General features: G+C 73.6%; 19 protein-coding genes. 16 read left to right on the forward strand and 3 right to left on the reverse strand.

Annotated elements, in window-relative coordinates; all coding sequences use genetic code 11:
• Window positions 1–175 precede the first annotated feature (175 nt).
• The 12 genes from AB5J87_RS27365 (at window position 176) to AB5J87_RS27420 (ending at window position 14,361) form a co-directional block, all read left to right on the forward strand.
• On the forward strand, window positions 176–1,861 hold the full coding sequence (locus AB5J87_RS27365) for a CTP synthase (protein ID WP_369383689.1): 1,686 nt from the start codon (window positions 176–178) through the stop codon (window positions 1,859–1,861).
• 74 nt (window positions 1,862–1,935) lie between these two features.
• The gene (locus AB5J87_RS27370; protein WP_369380207.1) at window positions 1,936–2,562 is read left to right on the forward strand and encodes an NUDIX domain-containing protein; all 627 of its coding nucleotides are present in this window, start codon (window positions 1,936–1,938) and stop codon (window positions 2,560–2,562) included.
• A 727-nt stretch (window positions 2,563–3,289) separates the two neighbouring features.
• Window positions 3,290–5,380 carry a tetratricopeptide repeat protein gene (locus AB5J87_RS27375; protein ID WP_369380208.1) on the forward strand — a complete coding sequence of 697 codons (2,091 nt, stop codon included), beginning with the start codon at window positions 3,290–3,292 and terminating at the stop codon, window positions 5,378–5,380.
• Between the two features lie 145 nt (window positions 5,381–5,525).
• Entirely contained in the window at window positions 5,526–6,641 is a 1,116-nt protein-coding gene (gene ald, locus AB5J87_RS27380) for an alanine dehydrogenase (RefSeq protein WP_369380209.1), read from the forward strand.
• Window positions 6,642–7,056: 415 nt separating this feature from the next.
• Window positions 7,057–8,178: a ParA family protein gene (locus AB5J87_RS27385; protein ID WP_369380210.1), complete on the forward strand. Its 1,122-nt coding sequence runs from the start codon at window positions 7,057–7,059 to the stop codon at window positions 8,176–8,178.
• Window positions 8,163–8,693 carry a hypothetical protein gene (locus tag AB5J87_RS27390; RefSeq protein ID WP_369380212.1) on the forward strand — a complete coding sequence of 177 codons (531 nt, stop codon included), beginning with the start codon at window positions 8,163–8,165 and terminating at the stop codon, window positions 8,691–8,693. The genes AB5J87_RS27385 and AB5J87_RS27390 overlap by 16 nt, the downstream gene beginning before the upstream one ends.
• Before the next feature lie 72 nt (window positions 8,694–8,765).
• Complete coding sequence (locus AB5J87_RS27395; RefSeq protein WP_369380213.1) at window positions 8,766–9,881, forward strand: ScpA family protein; 1,116 nt, start codon at window positions 8,766–8,768, stop codon at window positions 9,879–9,881.
• Between the two features lie 5 nt (window positions 9,882–9,886).
• Window positions 9,887–10,507 carry an SMC-Scp complex subunit ScpB gene (gene scpB / locus AB5J87_RS27400; protein WP_369383690.1) on the forward strand — a complete coding sequence of 207 codons (621 nt, stop codon included), beginning with the start codon at window positions 9,887–9,889 and terminating at the stop codon, window positions 10,505–10,507.
• Complete coding sequence (locus AB5J87_RS27405) at window positions 10,507–11,658, forward strand: pseudouridine synthase (RefSeq protein WP_369380214.1); 1,152 nt, start codon at window positions 10,507–10,509, stop codon at window positions 11,656–11,658. The genes scpB and AB5J87_RS27405 overlap by 1 nt, the downstream gene beginning before the upstream one ends.
• 167 nt (window positions 11,659–11,825) lie before the next feature.
• Entirely contained in the window at window positions 11,826–12,596 is a 771-nt protein-coding gene (locus AB5J87_RS27410; protein ID WP_369380215.1) for a transcriptional regulator, read from the forward strand.
• Complete coding sequence (locus AB5J87_RS27415) at window positions 12,593–13,339, forward strand: NUDIX domain-containing protein (RefSeq protein WP_369380218.1); 747 nt, start codon at window positions 12,593–12,595, stop codon at window positions 13,337–13,339. The genes AB5J87_RS27410 and AB5J87_RS27415 overlap by 4 nt, the downstream gene beginning before the upstream one ends.
• Window positions 13,336–14,361, forward strand: a complete 1,026-nt coding sequence (locus AB5J87_RS27420) for an ADP-ribosylglycohydrolase family protein (RefSeq protein WP_369380220.1) — start codon at window positions 13,336–13,338, stop codon at window positions 14,359–14,361. The genes AB5J87_RS27415 and AB5J87_RS27420 overlap by 4 nt, the downstream gene beginning before the upstream one ends.
• Before the next feature lie 21 nt (window positions 14,362–14,382).
• Here the strand turns inward: AB5J87_RS27420 and AB5J87_RS27425 are convergent, their stop codons facing one another.
• The 3 genes from AB5J87_RS27425 to AB5J87_RS27435 are packed head-to-tail and all read right to left on the reverse strand — an operon-like array spanning window position 14,383 to window position 15,966.
• A complete protein-coding gene (locus AB5J87_RS27425) occupies window positions 14,383–15,123 on the reverse strand; it encodes a nucleotidyltransferase domain-containing protein (protein WP_369380221.1) in 741 nt (246 codons plus the stop codon).
• A 17-nt stretch (window positions 15,124–15,140) separates the two neighbouring features.
• A complete protein-coding gene (locus tag AB5J87_RS27430) occupies window positions 15,141–15,590 on the reverse strand; it encodes a Rieske (2Fe-2S) protein (protein WP_369380223.1) in 450 nt (149 codons plus the stop codon).
• Between the two features lie 58 nt (window positions 15,591–15,648).
• Window positions 15,649–15,966 (reverse strand): DUF952 domain-containing protein, encoded by a 318-nt coding sequence (locus AB5J87_RS27435; protein WP_369380224.1) that lies wholly within the window; start codon window positions 15,964–15,966, stop codon window positions 15,649–15,651.
• Window positions 15,967–16,103: 137 nt separating this feature from the next.
• Here AB5J87_RS27435 and AB5J87_RS27440 point away from each other — a divergent pair, with 137 nt between their 5' ends.
• From AB5J87_RS27440 to AB5J87_RS27455, 4 genes are all read left to right on the forward strand, one after another.
• Complete coding sequence (locus AB5J87_RS27440) at window positions 16,104–16,535, forward strand: YidB family protein (protein ID WP_369380225.1); 432 nt, start codon at window positions 16,104–16,106, stop codon at window positions 16,533–16,535.
• Between the two features lie 351 nt (window positions 16,536–16,886).
• Entirely contained in the window at window positions 16,887–17,972 is a 1,086-nt protein-coding gene (locus AB5J87_RS27445; protein WP_369380226.1) for a prephenate dehydrogenase, read from the forward strand.
• A 114-nt stretch (window positions 17,973–18,086) separates the two neighbouring features.
• Window positions 18,087–18,794, forward strand: a complete 708-nt coding sequence (gene cmk, locus AB5J87_RS27450; RefSeq protein ID WP_369380229.1) for a (d)CMP kinase — start codon at window positions 18,087–18,089, stop codon at window positions 18,792–18,794.
• Window positions 18,752–19,435 carry a lysophospholipid acyltransferase family protein gene (locus AB5J87_RS27455; protein ID WP_369380231.1) on the forward strand — a complete coding sequence of 228 codons (684 nt, stop codon included), beginning with the start codon at window positions 18,752–18,754 and terminating at the stop codon, window positions 19,433–19,435. Before cmk ends, AB5J87_RS27455 begins: the two co-directional genes overlap by 43 nt.
• Window positions 19,436–19,441: the final 6 nt, after the last annotated feature.

Genomic DNA, 19,441 nt, shown 5'->3' on the forward strand with positions numbered 1-19,441 from the left:
GCCGGAAGCGGTCCGCCGCACTCGCTGATACCCTGGTAGCCCGTGGCCGGGTGGTGAAAATCCCCCCGAACCGCAGCGACGGCGCCCCCGGAATCTCGTACGGCACTTGTACAAGATCCACAGAGGGTGACCGGCACGCACTCCAGACAGCGACCACGGGAGCCCCCTCTTGGCCATGCAGCCCAAGGCTTTGCGCAACAGCGCAGCCACGACGACCAAGCACATCTTCGTCACCGGGGGTGTCGCCTCCTCCCTCGGCAAGGGTCTGACTGCCTCCAGCCTGGGTGCGCTCCTCAAGGCGCGCGGCCTGCGCGTCACCATGCAGAAGCTCGACCCGTACCTGAACGTCGACCCGGGCACGATGAACCCGTTCCAGCACGGCGAGGTGTTCGTCACCAACGACGGCGCCGAGACCGACCTGGACATCGGCCACTACGAGCGCTTCCTCGACGTCGACCTCGACGGCTCGGCCAACGTCACCACCGGCCAGGTCTACTCGCAGGTCATCGCCAAGGAGCGGCGCGGCGAGTACCTGGGCGACACCGTCCAGGTCATCCCGCACATCACCAACGAGATCAAGCACCGCATCCGCCGCATGGCCACCGACGACGTGGACGTCGTCATCACCGAGGTCGGCGGCACGGTCGGCGACATCGAGTCGCTGCCGTTCCTGGAGACCGTCCGCCAGGTCCGCCACGAGGTCGGCCGCGACAACGTCTTCGTCGTGCACATCTCGCTGCTGCCCTACATCGGCCCCTCCGGCGAGCTGAAGACCAAGCCGACCCAGCACTCGGTCGCCGCCCTGCGCAACATCGGCATCCAGCCCGACGCGATCGTGCTGCGCGCCGACCGCGAGGTGCCGCTGTCGATCAAGCGCAAGATCTCGCTGATGTGCGACGTGGACGAGGCCGCCGTGGTCGCCGCCATCGACGCCAAGTCGATCTACGACATCCCGAAGGTGCTGCACACCGAGGGCCTGGACGCGTACGTGGTCCGCAAGCTGGACCTGCCCTTCCGCGACGTGGACTGGACGACCTGGGACGACCTGCTGGACCGGGTCCACAACCCGGAGCACGAGGTCACCGTCGCGCTGGTCGGCAAGTACATCGACCTGCCCGACGCCTACCTCTCGATCACCGAGGCCATGCGCGCCGGCGGCTTCGCCAACAAGGCCCGCGTCAAGGTCAAGTGGGTCACCTCGGACGACTGCAAGACCCCGGCCGGCGCCAAGAAGAACCTCGGCGACGTGGACGCGATCCTGGTCCCCGGCGGCTTCGGCGACCGCGGTGTCGACGGCAAGATCGGCGCGATCCAGTACGCCCGCGAGAACAAGGTGCCGCTGCTCGGCATCTGCCTGGGCCTGCAGTGCATCGTGATCGAGGCCGCCCGCAACCTGGCCGGCATCCCGGACGCCAACTCCACCGAGTTCGACGCCGCCACCGCCCACCCCGTCATCTCGACGATGGAGGAGCAGCTGGCGTACGTCGAGGGCGCGGGCGACCTGGGCGGAACGATGCGCCTGGGCATGTACCCGGCGAAGCTCGCCGAGGGCTCCATCGTCCGCGAGGTCTACGGCGACCAGCCGTACGTGGAGGAGCGCCACCGCCACCGCTACGAGGTCAACAACTCCTACCGCGCGGAGCTGGAGAAGAAGGCGGGCATCGTCTTCTCGGGCACGTCCCCCGACAACAAGCTCGTCGAGTACGTCGAGTACCCGCGCGAGGTGCACCCCTACCTGGTCGCCACCCAGGCGCACCCGGAGCTGCGCTCCCGCCCGACCCGCCCGCACCCGCTCTTCGCGGGACTGGTGAAGGCGGCCGTCGAACGACAGGTGGAAGCGCGGAAGACCGGCAAGAAGTAACAGGCGATACGGTTGCCGGGGTACGGGTCCTGATCGGACGCGTACCCCGGTTTCTGTTTTGCGGGAGGACATCGATGCAGCTCCAGGACACCCCCGAGGAATGGCGGGTCATCGCCGGCACGACCCCGTTCCGGGGCAACAAGACCAGCGTCCGCACCGACGACGTGGTCATGCCCGACGGCACGGTCGCCCGCCGCGACTACCAGGTCCACCCGGGCTCCGTGGCGGTCCTGGCCCTCGACGACGCCGGCCGGGTCCTGGTGCTGCGCCAGTACCGCCACCCGGTGCGCCACAAGCTGTGGGAGATCCCGGCCGGGCTGCTGGACGTGCCCGGCGAGAACCCGCTGCACGCCGCCCAGCGCGAGCTGTACGAGGAGGCGCACGTCAAGGCCGAGGACTGGCGGGTCCTCACCGACGTCTACACCACGCCCGGCGGCTGCGACGAGGCCGTACGCATCTTCCTGGCCCGCGATCTGTCCGAGGCGGAGGGGGCGCGCTTCGAGGTCTCCGAGGAGGAGGCCGACATGGAGCTGGCGCGGGTGCCGCTCGCGGAGCTCGTCCGGGGGGTGCTCGCCGGTGAGCTGCACAACAACTGCCTGGTGGTGGGGGTTCTCGCGCTGACGGCCGCGCAGGCGGGAGCGGGCCTGGAGGCTCTGCGCCCGCCCGAGGCGCCTTGGCCGGCCCGCCCGTTCGAGAAGTAGCGGGCACCGGGACCGATCTTTGCCCGCGGGCCGTCGGTGGCCGCGTGCGCAGTTCCCCGCGCCCCTTTGGGCCCGGTTTTCGTCTGCGGGCCGTGCCGGCTTACTCGCGCAGTTCCTCGCGCCCCTATCGGGCCGGTCTTTGTCTGCGGGCCGTGTCGGGCTGGTCGCGCAGTTCCCCGCGCCCCTGAAGGCTGGTGGCTGAGCCGGGTTCTCCGGCTGCGGGTACCCCCTAGGGGCGCGGGGCTGTGACATGGTGCGGCTCCGCCGCGTGGGCGCGAGAAGCGGGCACGGTCGGCGGACGACAGCGGGTTGAGGGGCGCGGGGAACTGCGCGACGAGCGAGCACGGTTCGCGAACGAACGAAGGTTTTAGGGGGCGCGGGGAACTGCGCGAGGAGCGGCCACCGGGCCGCAGACGAACGACCGGCCCGATCAGGGGCGCGGGGAACTGCGCGACCAGCCCAGCACGGTCCGCGGATGAACACCCGGCCCGAATGGGGCGCGAACAACCGGCCGGCGGCCCACGGACGAACACCCGGCCCCAAAGGCCCGCTCGCACGCCGCGCGGCCCGCGGCCGACACTCCGGACGGTCGGACCATCCGCTGATCCGATCGGGCGACCTGACCGCCGCGCTCCGCCAAGCCCCTGACCACGCGTGAACTACGCTCGGAACGCCCGTGCGGAGACCCGCCGGGCTCGGCTCGTGCGCAGCGGACGGAGCGTGGCCCGTGACGGATCAGGCGGTGGACGTGGGCGGCGCTGCCGCACAGTGCGGACCGGCCGGGCCCGAGCCGAGTGGCCGTCAGTTCTTCGGCCGCCGCCGCGAGTTGAAGGAACTGCGCGAGGACGTGGAGCGGGCCGGGCTCGACACCCTGTCCGGCCGCAAGTCGCCGCGCGCCCGGGTCCTCCTGATCGCCGGACGCCCCGGCTCCGGGCGCACCGCGCTCGCCGAAGAGCTGGTCCGGCTGCTCGCCGACGACTACCCCGACGGGGTCCTGCGGGCCCGGCTGACCGAGCCGGGCGGCGCCCCCGTACCCACCGAGCGGGTCGCCCGCGATCTGCTGGACCTGCTCGACGTACCGGTGCCGCCCGGCGGTGACGGGGACGAGCTCGGCGGGCTGGTCCGCGAGGCCCTGGCGGCCCGGCGGGCGCTGCTGCTGCTCGACGACGCGGCCGATGCCGAGCAGGTCGACCCGCTGCTGCCGGAGAACGCCGACTGCCTGGTGGTGGCGACCGCGCGCGGCCCGCTCACCGGCATCCCGGACGTGCGCCCGTGCGTGCTGGGCGGGCTCGACCCCAAGTCGGCCGTGGCGTTCCTGGAGGAGTTCGCCGGGTCGGTGCGGATCACCGTGGACCCGCTGGCCGCCGCGAACCTGGCCGAGGAGTGCGGCGCCCAGCCCGCCGCCCTGGCCCTGGTGGGCGGCTGGCTGCGGGACCGGCCGCAGTCGGCCGTGGCGGACGTCACCAAGCGGCTGCGCGCGCTGCCGGAGGACGGCGGGGTGCTCACCGCCCGTCTCCCGGCCGCCGACCGTCCGCTGGTCCACGCCTTCCGGCTGGTCTACGAGGGGCTGCCGGGGCCCACCGCCCGGCTGCTGCGGCTGCTCTCGCTGGCCCCGGCGGGCCTCGCCGACGCCCAGACCGCCTCCGCGCTGGCGGGCTGCTCGGTCTCGGCGGCCCAGAACACCCTGGACGACTTCGTCGCGTACGGGCTGCTCGCGGTGGCGGGCGAACCGCACGAGCGGCCCGCGCAGTACGTGGTGCCCGGCTGGCTGGCGCCGCTGCTCGGCAGGCTCGCGGAGGCCGCCGACCGGCCCGCCGAGCTCCAGCTGGCCCGCGCCCGGATGCTGGAGCGGACCGTACGGCTGCTGCAGTCCTGCCGGGCGGTCACCGAGCCGGACGGTTCCCCGGCCCGCAAGAAGCTGGCCGGGCTGCCCCGGGCGCTGCGCTTCCCGACCGCCCCCCTGGCCGCCGAGTGGCTGCGCACCCGGCGTCCCGCGCTGCTCGCCGCCGCCCGGCTGGCCGTCGAGGACGGCGAGCTGGACACCCTGGCCCGGCGGCTGGTGGCGGCCCTGGTGCGGGCGCTGGCCGCCCACCGGGGCACCGCGGCGGCGGCCCCCGACCTCTACGGTCTGCACCAGCTGGTTCTCGACGTCGCCGAGCGCCGCGAGCTGCCCCGCGAGCAGGCCGCGGCCCTGCTCAATCTGGGCGATCTGGACGCGGAGGCCGGGCGCACCCGGGACGCGCTGGTCCGCTACCGGGCCGCTCTGGACGCGGGCCGGGCGGCCGGCGACCCGTACGCCACGGGCCGCGCGATGGAATCCGTAGGCGGCGCCCACCAGGAGCTGGGCGACTGGACGCGGGCCGCCGACTGGTACGGGCGGGCGCTGGCGCAGCGGCTGGCCCGGGGCGAGCGGGCCGACGAGACCCGGCTGCACGGACGGCTCGGCGCGGTGCTCACCTACGCGGGCCGCTACGGCGAGGCGCTCCGCAGTTGGCGCGCCGCGGTGGCCGGATTCCGGCGGCTGGGAGACCTGCCCGGGCAGGCGCGGGCGCTGAGCGAGGTGGCCCGGGTGCAGGAGTACGCGGGCCGCCCCGAGGAGTCGCTGCGGACCTGCCGGGAGGCGGTGGAGTGGGCGCGCCAGGCCGGTGATCTGCGTCTCCAGGCCGCGCTCCAGCTGCGGCTCGCGGACACCCTCGACCGGCTCGGCGACCCGGCCGGGGCCAGGCAGCACCGGGGCGCGGCCGAGAGATTGCTGGAGCCTGCCAGGGAAGGAGCCGCTCCGGCCTACGAAATCCGCAGTGCTTCGGCCAAAGATTAGTTGTTTGTAAGGGTAGACAGCTGGAAAACCTTCATTAGACTGGCTCCGCCGCATCTTCTTGCGGTGTCTCCCGGTGCGCCTTGTTGCGTCCGGGTATGTATCAGTTGCACCCCCTTCATCCCCTGAGCCAAGGACCGTGATCGACGTGAAGGTCGGTATCCCCCGCGAGGTCAAGAACAACGAGTTCCGGGTGGCCATCACCCCCGCCGGCGTGCACGAGCTGGTGCGCCACGGCCACCAGGTCGTCATCGAGCAGAACGCCGGTGTCGGCTCGTCGATCACGGACGCCGAGTACGTGGCCGCCGGTGCCGAGATCCTCGCCACCGCCGACGAGGTCTGGGCCGCCGCCGACCTGCTGCTGAAGGTCAAGGAGCCCATCGCCGAGGAGTACCACCGCCTCCGCAAGGACCAGACGCTCTTCACCTACCTGCACCTCGCCGCCTCCCGCGAGTGCACGGACGCCCTGCTGGAGTCCGGCACCACCGCCATCGCGTACGAGACGGTGGAGACCGCGAACCGCGCGCTCCCGCTGCTCGCCCCGATGTCCGAGGTCGCGGGCCGCCTGGCCCCGCAGGTCGGCGCCTACCACCTGATGCGCTCGGCCGGTGGCCGCGGCGTGCTGCCCGGCGGCGTGCCCGGCACCCACGCGGGCAGGGCCGTCGTCATCGGCGGTGGCGTCTCCGGCTGGAACGCCACGCAGATCGCGGTCGGCATGGGCTTCCACGTGACCCTGCTCGACAAGGACATCAACAAGCTCCGCGAGGCCGACAAGGTCTTCGGCACCAAGGTGCAGACGATCGTCTCCAACGCCTACGAGCTGGAGAAGGCCGTCGTCGAGGCCGACCTGGTCATCGGCGCGGTGCTCATCCCGGGCGCCAAGGCCCCCAAGCTGGTCACCAACGAGCTCGTCGCCAAGATGAAGCCCGGAAGTGTTCTTGTCGACATCGCGATCGACCAGGGCGGCTGCTTCGAGGACTCGCGTCCCACCACCCACGCCGAGCCGACCTTCATGGTCCACAACTCGGTCTTCTACTGCGTCGCCAACATGCCGGGCGCGGTGCCCAACACCTCCACCTACGCCCTCACCAACGCCACGCTGCCCTACATCGTGTCGCTGGCGAACAACGGCTGGGTCGAGGCGCTGCGCCGCGACCCGGCGCTCGCCCTGGGCCTCAACACCCATGACGGCCAGGTCGTTTACGGCCCGGTCGCCGAGGCCCACGGCCTGGAGACGCTGGAGCTGAGCACGCTCCTCGGCTGAGCCGCCACGCCGTGACGACACCCTGACGAATCGGTTCGTCAACGTACGTCGTCAACCTCACTCACCCGGCCGGACCTTGTCGACCAAGGTCCGGCCGGATGTGTATCGCGACACTTCCCCCGGAGTGTCGCAGGCTCGCTCAACTCGCCTCGAACGTAACTCTTTAACCGTTTCGCGCACCCCTGAAACCCGCGCTCTGATGCCCGTACGCCCTTGACAGAGCGGTGTTCGGTTGCCGACACATCCGGCCGGGTCCGGCGGATTGTGTTGCTGCGGACCGGTGACACGCCATAGAGTCGCCAACCGTCGGCATGGTGCCACGCTGACCTATCGATAAAGTTTCCTGGTCACTTCCAAGGAGGTAAGACGACTTGTGAATGAGTCGACATTTACTCCCGGAGGTGGTCAACCAGGGATGCCCGAACGGGGCCATGGCCCTTCGGGGCCTGCTGAGGCTGTCGGCTCCGTCGCGGTCCGCACCTTCGCAACCACCCCGCACATGACGACAGCCCCACGGATGATGGACGGCCTACACGTGAACGCCATGGCCGGCAACGAGAGCGGCCGCGAGACCGCCGCTTTCGCCGACTACGACGAGGTGCCCCAGGGGCACTTCTACGACCCCGACGCCGAGTACGAGCCCGACCCCGAGTACGCGGCCACCCTCGCCCCCGACGCCGCGCGCCAGCGCCGCGAGCGGATCGGCCCCACCGGACGGCCGCTGCCGTACTTCCCGATCCCGGGTCCGCTGACCGACCACGGACCCGCGAAGATCATCGCGATGTGCAACCAGAAGGGCGGCGTCGGCAAGACCACGTCGACCATCAACCTGGGTGCCGCGCTCGCGGAGTACGGACGCCGCGTGCTGCTCGTGGACTTCGACCCGCAGGGCGCCCTCTCGGTCGGCCTCGGGGTGAACCCGATGGAGCTCGACCTCACCGTCTACAACCTGCTCATGGAGCGGGGCATGTCGGCGGACGAGGTGCTGCTCAAGACCGCGGTCCCCAACATGGACCTGCTGCCGAGCAACATCGACCTCTCCGCCGCCGAGGTGCAGCTGGTCAGCGAGGTCGCCCGGGAGTCCACGCTCCAGCGCGCCCTGAAGCCCCTGATGGCCGACTACGACTACATCGTGATCGACTGTCAGCCCTCGCTCGGCCTGCTCACCGTCAACGCCCTGACGGCGGCTCACAAGGTGATCGTGCCGCTGGAGTGCGAGTTCTTCGCGCTGCGCGGTGTCGCCCTGCTGACCGAGACGATCGAGAAGGTCCAGGAGCGGCTCAACCCCGACCTGGAGCTCGACGGCATCCTCGCCACCATGTACGACTCCCGTACGGTGCACAGCCGCGAGGTGCTGGCCCGGGTCGTCGAGGCGTTCGACGACCACGTCTACCACACGGTGATCGGCCGGACCGTGCGCTTCCCGGAGACCACCGTCGCCGGCGAGCCGATCACGACGTACGCGTCCAACTCCGTCGGTGCCGCCGCCTACCGCCAGCTCGCCAGGGAGGTGCTCGCCCGGTGTCACGCCGAGTGAGTCTGCCCGGGGCCGACGAACTGTTCCGTACGACCGGAGGGATGGCGCTCCAGTCCTCCACCCCCAGGCGGGCCAACGGCGAGGCCAAGGTGCCCGGACCGGCGGGCGAGAGCGACCCGGCGGCCGAGGAGGCCGCGCCGCAGGCCGAGCACACGGCGGCCGAGGAGGAACCGGCGTCGGGTGAGCCGCGCAGCCGCTCGGCCGCCGCCGAGGCCGCCAAGGGCGCGCGCCCGGCGGCTGCCCAGGCCGCTCCCAGCACCGCGCAGCAGCGCCGCCGGGCGCGGGCGGCCAACCGCCGCCCCAGCGGGCGCGAGCGGCACGACGAGAAGATCACGGTGTACGTCTCCGCCGAGGAGCTGATGGACCTGGAGCACGCGCGCCTGGTCCTGCGCGGTGAGCACGGGCTCGCCGTGGACCGCGGGCGCATCGTGCGCGAGGCGGTCGCCGTCGTCCTCGCCGACCTGGAGTCGCGGGGCGACGCGAGCATTCTCGTACGGCGCCTGCGGGGGCGGTAGCCGCTAGCCTGCGGCGTGCGGCCGTGCGCCGCCCGCGCCCCCGTACCGCCCGCTCCCCGTCTGGAACGCCTCTTGCCCAACGCCGACGACCCGCACGTTCCCGCAGCGCGGGGGGCTCGCCGTGCGCTCGGGCGGGGGCCGGGGGCCGCCCCCGCCCCGCCCCTTCCCGAAAGCCCCGCCGCTGCGGGCAGTGGGGCCGCCGAGGACGGCACGGGTGGGCACGGCGGCCCCCCGTCCCGCAGTCCCGCGCAACCCGCCCCCGTCGAGGCCCCTGATCCCCCGCCCGCGGACGCGGACCGTCCCGGGCCGGTCGCCCCGCTCCCCGCGCCGCTTGAGGCGCGGCCCGACGCGGAACTCCCCGCGGTGGGGGCCGCCCCCGGCGACGGCCGCTTCACGGTGCGCCTCACGAACTTCGAGGGCCCCTTCGATCTGCTGCTCCAGCTCATCTCGAAGCACAAGATGGACGTCACCGAGGTGGCGCTCTCCAAGGTGACCGACGAGTTCATGGCCCACATCCGGGCCATGGGCGCGGACTGGGACCTCGACCAGACCACCGAGTTCCTGGTCGTCGCCGCCACCCTGCTCGACCTCAAGGCGGCCCGGCTGCTGCCGGTCGCCGAGGTGGAGGACGAGGCGGACCTCGCCCTCCTTGAGGCGCGGGACCTGCTGTTCGCGCGGCTCCTCCAGTACCGCGCGTACAAGCGGATCGCGGAGATCTTCACCGAGCGGCTGGACAGCGAGGCGCGCCGGTACCCCCGTACGGTCGGCCTGGAGGCGCACCACGCCGAGCTGCTGCCCGAGGTCGTCATCAGCATCGGCGCCGAGGGGTTCGCCAAGCTCGCCGTGAAGGCGATGCAGCCCCGGGCCAAGCCCCAGGTGTACGTCGACCACATCCACGCGCCGCTGGTCTCCGTGCAGGAGCAGGCCGCCGTGGTGGTCGCCCTGCTGCGCGAGCGCGGCGGCGCCAGCTTCCAGGAGCTGACCAGTGACGCCCCGGACACCCTGACCGTCGTCGCCCGGTTCCTCGCCCTGCTGGAGCTCTACCGCGAGAAGGCCGTCGTCCTCGACCAGGACGAGGCCCTCGGGGAGCTCCTGGTGCGGTGGAGCGGCGGGAACGGGGACGCGGACGGGGGCGGGGCGCTCGTCACCGACGAGTTCGACCGGATCGTGCAGGAGGAGAAGGCGTGACCGAGATGGCCGAGGCGCCCGCGCTCAAGCCCGCCCTGGAGGCCGTCCTGATGGTCGTGGACGAGCCCGCGACCGAGGAGCACCTGGCGAAGGTCCTGGACCGGCCCCGGCGGGCCGTGGCGGACGCCCTGCGCGAGCTGGCGGACGAGTACACCGTCCAGGGCCGCGGCTTCGAGCTGCGGCTGGTGGCGGGCGGCTGGCGGTTCTACAGCCGGGCCGAGTACGCGGAGGCCGTCGAGGGCTTCGTCCTGGACGGCCAGCAGGCCCGGCTCACCCAGGCGGCCCTGGAGACGCTGGCGGTCGTCGCCTACCGCCAGCCGGTCAGCCGTTCCCGGGTCTCGGCGGTGCGCGGAGTCAACTGCGACGGGGTCATGCGGACCCTGCTCCAGCGGGGTCTGGTCGACGAGGCGGGCGCGGAACCCGAAACAGGTGCGATCCTGTACAGGACGACGAACTACTTTCTGGAGCGGATGGGCCTGCGCGGCCTGGACGAGCTCCCGGAGCTCGCGCCCTTCCTCCCCGAGGCGGACGCGATCGAGTCCGAGACCCTGGAAGGTGTGCCGTCGTTCGATCCGGACGCGCTGGACGCCCCGGAGACCCCCGCAGACGACAAGACGGAACTTTGATGCGAAGCAGCAGCGGCAGGAACAGCAGCGGAAACAACGGCGGGAGCCGTGGTGGCAACAGCGGCGGCCGCGGCAGCAGCGGCGGTGGCGGCCGGGGCGGCGCCGGCGGCGGCCGGGACGGCCACCGCCAGGGCGGCGGCCCGCGCCAGAGCGGCAGCGGCAAGCAGCGCCCCCTCCGCCCCGAGGAGCGCACCTACGACGTGGGCGGCGACGCCCCCCGCGGTGGTCGCGGCGCGTCCGCGCGCGGCGGCGCCAAGGGCGGCCCCAAGGCGCCCCAGGGCGGCGGCCAGCCGCGCCGCGGCCCGCACGGCCAGCGCCAGACCCCGGCCCGCTCGCGCGAGCTGGACGCCAAGATCGAGCAGCGCAACCGCGACCGGTACGCGGACAAGCCCGACATCAAGCTCCCCAAGACCTTCCCGGGCGCCGAGCAGGAGGGCGAGCGGCTGCAGAAGGTGCTCGCCCGCGCCGGCATGGGCTCGCGGCGCGCCTGCGAGGAGCTGATCGAGCAGGCCCGCGTCGAGGTCAACGGCGAGATCGTCCTCGAACAGGGCATGCGCGTCGACCCGGAGAAGGACGAGATCAAGGTGGACGGTCTGACCGTCGCCACCCAGTCGTACCTGTTCTTCGCGCTGAACAAGCCGGCCGGTGTCGTCTCCACCATGGAGGACCCGGACGGCCGGCAGTGCCTGGGCGACTACGTGACCAACCGGGAGACGCGGCTCTTCCACGTCGGCCGGCTGGACACCGAGACCGAGGGCATCATCCTGCTCACCAACCACGGTGAGCTGGCACACCGTCTCACCCACCCCAAGTACGGCGTGAAGAAGACCTACCTGGCGGCCATCACGGGCCCGCTGCCGCGCGAGATCGGCAAGCGGCTCAAGGAGGGCATCCAGCTGGAGGACGGCTACGCGCGCGCGGACGCCTTCCGGGTCGTGCAGCAGACCGGCAAGAACTACCTGGTGGAGATCGAGCTCCACGAGGGCCGCAAGCACATCGTGCGCCGCATGATGGCCGAGGCCGGCTTCCCGGTCGAGAAGCTCGTCCGGGTCTCCTTCGGCCCGATCGCGCTGGGCGACCAGAAGTCCGGCTGGCTGCGCCGCCTCACCAACACCGAGGTGGGCATGCTGATGCGCGAGGTCGGCCTGTAGCCGCCCGCCACCGCTGAACCGAAAGGGCCCGGCCCCCGACCGACGGGGGCCGGGCCCTTTCGTGCCGTGGGCGGCTGTCACGCGGAGCCGCGCACGGCTGTTGTGCGGACCGCCCGCGACCTTTATAGTCAAAATGACTATTAAGAAGCGGGCGGGGGTGACGACGGATGAAGCGGTACGGGCACGGGCTGGTGATCGGCACGTTCTGCCCGCCGCACGCCGGTCACCACCACCTCGTACGGACCGCCGAGGACCGCTGCGGTGCGCTGACCGTGCTGGTGTGCACGGCGGCCGGGGAAGCCGCGGCGGCGCGGACGCGGGCGCGCTGGATGGCCGAGGTCCATCCGCGCGTCCGCGTCGTCCGCTCCACGCGCTCACTGGCGCGGGTGGACGCGGTCTTCACCTCCGAGCGGCACGGCGAGCGGCTGGCGCGGCGGTTCGGGGCGGAGCACGAGTGCGTCGACCCCGAGCGCGCGCTCTTCCCCGTCTCGGCCGCCGCCGTCCGCAAGGACCCGGTCGGGTGCTGGGACTTCCTGGAGCAGCCGGTACGGGCCTGGCTGACCCGCCGGGTCGCGGTGCTCGGCCCCGACCCGGCCGCCACCACCCTGGCCCGCTCGCTGGCCGAGCGCTACCAGCGGCGCGGCGGGGTCTGGGCCGGGACGCGCTGGGTGCCCCCGTGCGGCGCGGCCCGCGAGGAGCAGGCCGCGCGCACGGGCGCGCCGGTGCTGTTCTGCGCCGCCGGCGACGCCCGGGCCCGGCGCCATCTGTGGCTGCTCGCCGACCCGTCGGGCCGGGCCCGGCCGCCGCGCCCGGACGGCCGGTGCGCGGTGCTGCGGGGCGCCTCGCCCGCCCGGACGCTGGCCGCCGCCGTCGACGCGGTGGACGCCTTCCTGGGCGAGGACTGGGGCCTGACCGAACCGTTCGGGGGGCGGCCGTGAGCCCGGCGGGCCCGGCCAGGGTGCCGGAGGGGTACGACCCGTACGCCTTCGAGCCGTTCGCCGTCACCGTCGACCTCGCGGTCTGCACGGTCCGCGACGGCGTGCTGCACCTGCTGCTCATCCGCCGCGGCGAGGAGCCGTACAAGGACGAGTGGGCGCTGCCCGGCGGATTCGTGCTGCCCCGCGAGAGCGCCGGACAGGCGGCGCGCCGGGAACTGGCCGAGGAGACCGGGCTGCCCGACGACGTGGTGGCGGGCCTGCACCTGGAGCAGCTGCGCACCTACAGCGACCCGGACCGCGATCCCCGGATGCGGGTGGTGTCGGTCGCCTACACCGCGCTCGTGCCCGATCTGCCCGAGCCGCACGGCGGCGGGGACGCGGCGCACGCGCAGTGGGTGCCGTTCGGCGGGTACGACGGCCTCGCCTTCGACCACGAGCGGATCGTCGCCGACGCGTACGAGCGGATCGGCGCCAAGCTCGAATACACCTGCCTGGCCACCGCGTTCTGCCCGCCCGAGTTCACGCTCGGCGAGCTGCGGCAGGTCTACGAGACGGTCTGGGGCACGCCCCTGGACCGCCCGAACTTCCGACGCAAGGTCCTGGCCACGCCCGGCTTCGTGGAGCCGGTCGACGGAGCCGCGCGTCTGACCGGCGGTCGGGGCAAGCCGGCCGCGCTGTACCGGGCGGGCGCGGCGACCGCGCTGCACCCGCCGCTCCTGCGCCCGGAAGGACGAGCCTCATGAACAGTCGTGCGAGCAGCCGAGCGAAGCAGGCGGCCACCGGCTCACTGATCGGCCTGGCGCTGGGGGACGCGCTGGGCTTCCCGACCGAGTTCAACTCGGTGCCCACGATCCTGTCGAAGTGCGGCCCCTGGCGCGAGATGCGGCTGCCCCGGCCCGCGACGGTCACCGACGACACCCAGATGACGCTGGCGGTCGGCCGGGGCATCAGGGCAGCGATGGACCGGGGGCTGCTGGACGCGCGGCGCCTGGAGCGCCCGGTCCGCGCCGAGTTCGTCCAGTGGTACCACTCGCCCGAGAACAACCGCGCCCCCGGCCGCACCTGCCTGGTCGCCTGCGGCCTGCTCGACACCGACCTGCGCTGGCAGCAGGCGAGCCAGCTCGGTTCCAAGGGCTGCGGCGCCAACATGCGGGTGGCCCCGGTGGGCCTGGTGCCCGGACTGAGCGACGCGCAGCGGGCGGGCGCGGCCCAGCTCCAGTCGGCCCTGACCCACGGCCACCCCACGGCGCTGGCGGCCAGCGATCTGACGGCCCGCGCGGTGTTCCTGCTCGCCCGGGGCGCGGACCCGGTCGGCCTGGTCGGCCAGCTCCGCTCGTACGCGTACGAGAACCGCACCCGCTACCACGAGCGCTGGCTGGGCGACCTGTGGACCTATGCCCACGACGAGTCGCCCGACCTCTTCATGGCGCGCGGCTGGGACGAGTGCCTGGACGCCCTGGACCGGGTCCTCAAGGCGCTGCACGACCCGTCGCCGGAGACCGACCCGTGCCTGGTGACGGGCGACGGCTGGGTGGCCGAGGAGGCCCTGGCCACGGCCCTGGTCTGCTTCCTGCTCTTCCCCGGCGACCCCCTGACGGCCCTGCGCCGGGCCGCCTGCACCCAGGGCGACTCCGACTCCATAGCCTGCCTCACCGGCGCCTTCGCGGGCGCCCACCTGGGCGCCTCGGCCTGGCCGAAGGAGTGGGCGGAACGGATCGAGTACCGCAGCGAACTGCTCACCCTCGGGGCGCTCTGGGATTCATGATCCACGCGGTGGACCCGGTCGCTACTGCCCGGGGTGGCGGGTGGGGGCGACGCGTTGCACGATCTCGTCGTGCGGGTGCGGTCGGTGCGCCGAGGCGCGGCGGGTCCGGAACAGGAAGTCCGCCACGCGCGCGTGGTCCGGGTCCGGTGGCAGGGGTGTGCGGGTGGCCGCCTCTTCCGTCTCCTGGGCCAGGCGGGTCATCCGGGTCTCGACCTCCGCCCAGGTCACCTCGCCGTTCCTGACCGCCAGCAGCCGGTCGCGTTCGGCGCCGACGTCGATGTCGAGGACGCCGGTGCGCAGCAGGTCGCGGCAGTCGGCCAGCAGGCGCAGCAGGTGCATCGCGTGCTTCCAGCGCGGCGCGCCGTGCAGGCGCACGTCCGCCTCCAGCTTCTTGCGCTGGCCCAGGGCGTAGCGCGTGAAGGTGTCGTGGACGCGGCGGGAGAGGAAGGCGCCGCGCAGGTCCAGGAGTTCGCGGCCGGTGTCGTCGATCCGTTCGACGAGGGGGGAGTGCAGGCACTCCAGGATGTTGGGGTTGGCGCGCAGGGCCAGTTCGCAGAACCGTTCCAGCTCCCAGCTGAACTGCTCCTCGGCCGGGCCCTCCACATGGGTCGGCGGCTTGTCGAAGCGCCAGAACAGCGGGGTCGGCGCCAGATAGACGCCCCGCCGGTCCGTGTCGCTCGCGGCGGTGGCCAGACCGAAGGCGCGCGAGCCCATCACACAGGAGTAGACGGTGTGGTCGCGGACCAGCTGCTCGGGCGTCATCCGCCGATTCTCGCCGGTCAGGCCAGCCGGATCGAACCGTTTTCGACCGTGATCCGCTCGGCCGGGAGCGGCCGGGGCGCCGGGCCCGCCGCCACCGAGGCGTCGGCCACGCGGTACTTGCTGCCGTGGCAGGGGCAGTTGATCGTCCCGCCCGAGACGTCCTTGACCGTGCAGCCCTGGTGGGTGCAGATCGCCGAGAACGCCTTGAAGGTGCCCGCCTCGGGCTGGGTGACCACGACCTTGCGGTCCGCGAAGACCGTGCCGCCGCCCACCGGGATCTCCGACGTGGTGGCCAGCACCGCGCCCCCGGCGGACGAGCTCGGCGCGGACGCGACCGGGGGAGAGGTCCGGCCGCCGGTGGGCGTGGCGTCCGTACCGCTGCTCTTGTCGCCGCCGCCGCAGCCGGCCAGCGCGGCCGTGCCCGCGGCCACCGCGAGCACCGCGCGGCGGGAGGTGGGTGTCGTCATGGGCGCCATCCTGGTGCAACCCCGCGGCGAATTCCGTGACGCGCGCGTGCCGTACGCCCTATGGCCCAACCCAGGCGCCGGCCTCCCGGCGCAGCTCGCGCACCTCGGCCACCGCCTCGCGCCCGATCGGCCCGTACACGTGCGGGAACGCCTGCCCCGCCCCCTCCCAGCGGACCTCGGCGGCCAGCCGTGCCTCGTCGATGCCGACCAGCAGCAGCGGGGCGGGCGCGTCGCGGTAGTGGGCGTTGGCGACCGTCAGCGCCGCCCCGGGGTCGGCCGAGCAGTGGACGAAGCCCTCGGCGGCGAGCGAGGGCGGGGCGTAGGGGGCCGCTCCGGCGGCCGTCCACTCCGGCGCGGGAACCACATGGAAGATCATCCGACCGTTCTACCGCACCTTGACGCACGGTGACCGGCTCTACCGCACCTTGACGCACGGTGACCGGCCGAGTGGCGCGCCACCGGCGCCAGGGTGACATTGACCGTGTCCCCACCCACCTCTCGAAGGGCAGGACCATGGCGGGAAACGATCTCGGCGGACTTCTGGGCGGGCTCCTCGGCGGCAGCGGTTCCGGGACCTCGTCGAGCGGCGGCGCCGGGAACATCCTCGGCGCGCTGCTGGGCGCGCTCGGCGGCGGTGGCCAGTCGAACGGAGGCAATCCGCTCGGCGGGCTGATGGACATGCTGACCAGGTCCGGGCTGACCGACCAGGCGCAGTCCTGGATCGGCCCGGGCGACAACCAGCAGGTCACCGGCGCCCAGATCCAGGAGGCCGTGCCGGACGAGACGCTCCAGCAGGTGGCCCGGGAGGCCGGCGTCTCGCCGCGGGAGGCCGCCGACCAGCTCGCCCAGAGCCTGCCGCAAGCGGTCGACAAGCTGACCCCCGGCGGTGAGCTCCCGCAGGCGGGCACCTCGCTGGAGGACCTGATCAGGCAGCAGAACCTGTAGGAGCCGGCTTCGGCTGTGCCCCGGGCCCGGAGCGGGCTACCGGCGCACCCCGGTGCCGGTCCGGCGGCCCGTGCGGTCGCCACCCCGCCGGGCGGGCCCGGAGACGGCGACCGGCGCGGCACCGCCGCCGCTCCGGCGGCCCGGACCGGCCGGGTGCCCTTCGGTCGTGCACCGGGCCCGGTCCGTACGGATGCCCGCACGGGTGCCTTCGGTCGTGCCCCGGCCCGGATGCGGTGGCCGCCGCGCACCGATGCCGGGCCCACTGGCTAGGCTGGCCGGGGGGCCCGTACGGGTACCTCCGGCCGTGCCCCGAGCCCGGACGGCCGCCGCACTGCGCAAGGACACCACCCCGTGAGGACCGCACTCGTCATCGGCACCGGCCTGATCGGCACGTCCGCGGCCCTGGCCCTCGCCGGGCGCGGCGTCGCCGTCCACCTGGTCGACCACGACCCGGCCCAGGCCCGCACCGCCGCCGCGCTCGGCGCCGGGACGGACGAGATGCCCGGGGGCCGGGTGGACCTGGCGGTCGTCGCGGTGCCGCCCGCCCATGTCGCCGCCACCCTGGCCGAGCTCATCGGGGCGGGCGCCGCGCGCGCGTACCTCGACGTGGCCAGCGTCAAGGGCGGTCCGCGCCGCGAGCTGGAGGCGCTGGGCTGCGACCTCACCTCGTACATCGGTACGCACCCGATGTCCGGCAAGGAGCGCTCGGGGCCGCTCGCCGCCACCGCCGACCTCTTCGAGGGCCGCCCCTGGGTGCTCACCCCGACCCGGGACACCGACACCGAGGTGCTCAACCTCGCCCTGGAGCTGGTCGCGCTCTGCCGCGCGGTGCCGGTGGTGATGGACGCGGACGCGCACGACCGCGCGGTGGCGCTCGTCTCGCACACCCCGCAGCTGGTCTCCTCCATGGTCGCCGCCCGGCTGGAGCAGGCGGACGAGACGGCGGTGCGGCTGTGCGGGCAGGGCATCCGGGACGTCACCCGGATCGCCGCCTCCGACCCCCGGATGTGGGTGGAGATCCTCTCCGCCAACCCGGGCCCGGTCGCCGACGTGCTGGCGGGGATCGCCGCCGACCTGGACGAGACGGTACGGGCGCTGCGCTCCCTGGAGTCCGGCGACGAGCAGAAGCGGCGCGGCGGCGCGGCCGGAGTCGAGGACGTGCTGCGGCGCGGCAACGCGGGCCGCGAGCGCGTCCCCGGCAAGCACGGCGCGGCCCCCACGGCGTACGAGGTCGTCGCGGTGCTGATCAGCGACCAGCCGGGCGAGCTGGCCCGGATCTTCGCGGACGCGGGCCGCGCCGGGGTCAACATCGAGGACGTGCGGATCGAGCACGCGACCGGGCAGCAGGCGGGCCTGGTCCAGCTGATGGTCGAGCCCGCCGCCGTCCCGGGCCTCACCGCCTCGCTGCGGGAGCGGGGCTGGGCCATCCGGCAGTAGCCCCGCCACCGGGGGCGGGGCCCGCCGGGCGCCGGGCGGGGGCGCGCGGCCGGGCCGGTAACCTTAGACGCGGGGCGGATGTGTGGCCGCCCAGCCCGTCCCCGTACCAGGAAGGTGTCCGTCACCGTGGAAAGCGCCGCCCGGACCGCTCCGGCAGCTGTGATCGTCGCCATCGACGGCCCGTCCGGCACCGGCAAGTCCAGCACCTCCAAGGCGGTCGCCGCCAAGCTGGGGCTGAGCTATCTGGACACCGGCGCCCAGTACCGGGCCATCACCTGGTGGATGCTCACCAACGGCGTGGACACCGAGGACCCGGCGGCGATCGCGACCGCCGCCGCCAAGCCCGTCATCGTCTCCGGCACCGACCCCGCCGCGCCGACCATCACGGTCGACGGCCTCGACGCGTCCGGTCCCATCCGTACGCAGGAGGTCACCGCCAAGGTCAGCGCCGTCAGCGCGGTCCCGGAGGTGCGGGCGCTGATCACCCAGCTCCAGCGGGACACCGCCGCCTCGGCCGGGGCGGGCATCGTGGTCGAGGGCCGTGACATCGGCACGACCGTGCTGCCCGACGCCGATCTGAAGGTGTTCCTCACCGCCTCCCCGGAGGCGCGCGCCGCCCGGCGCAGCGGCGAGCTCAAGGGCGTGGACGTGGCCACCACCCGCGAGGCCCTGATCAAGCGGGACGCGGCCGACTCCAGCCGCAAGACGTCCCCGCTGGCCAAGGCCGACGACGCCGTCGAGGTGGACACCACCGAGCTCACGCTGGACCAGGTCATCGAGTGCGTGGTCACCCTCGTCGAGGAGAAGCGGGCGGCCAGGTGACGGCTCCCACGGAGCGCGGCGCCGAGGTCGGGCGCCGGATCGGCGTCGGACTGATGTACGGGCTGTGGAAGCCGCGGGTGCTGGGCGCCTGGCGGGTTCCGGCGAGCGGCCCGGCCATCCTCGCCGTCAACCACGCGCACAACATCGACGGGCCGATGCTGATGGGGACCGCGCCCCGGCCGGTGCACTTCCTCATCAAGAAGGAGGCGTTCGTCGGGCCGCTGGATCCGTTCCTGCGCGGGATCGGACAGGTCCAGGTGGACCGGTCGACCGTCGACCGGACCGCGATCGACCAGGCCGTCGGGGTGCTCTCCGGGGGCGGTGTGCTCGGGATCTTCCCCGAGGGCACCCGGGGCGAGGGAGACTTCGCCTCGCTGCGCGCCGGGCTCGCCTACTTCGCCCTGCGGTCGGGGGCGCCGATCGTGCCGGTGGCGGTGCTGGGAAGCACCGAGCGCCGGGGACGGTTGATAAAGGCGCTGCCGCCGCTGCGCAGCCGGGTGGACGTCGTCTTCGGCGACGCCTTCGAGGCGGGCGACGGCAGCGGCCGGCGGACCCGTACGGCGCTGGACGAGGCGACCGTACGGATCCAGGAGCGGCTCACCCGCCACCTGGAGAACGCCAGGCGCCTCACCGGGCGCTGAGCGAGA

The sequence above is a fragment of the Streptomyces sp. cg36 genome, from assembly GCF_041080675.1.
Classification (GTDB): Bacteria; Actinomycetota; Actinomycetes; order Streptomycetales; family Streptomycetaceae; genus Streptomyces.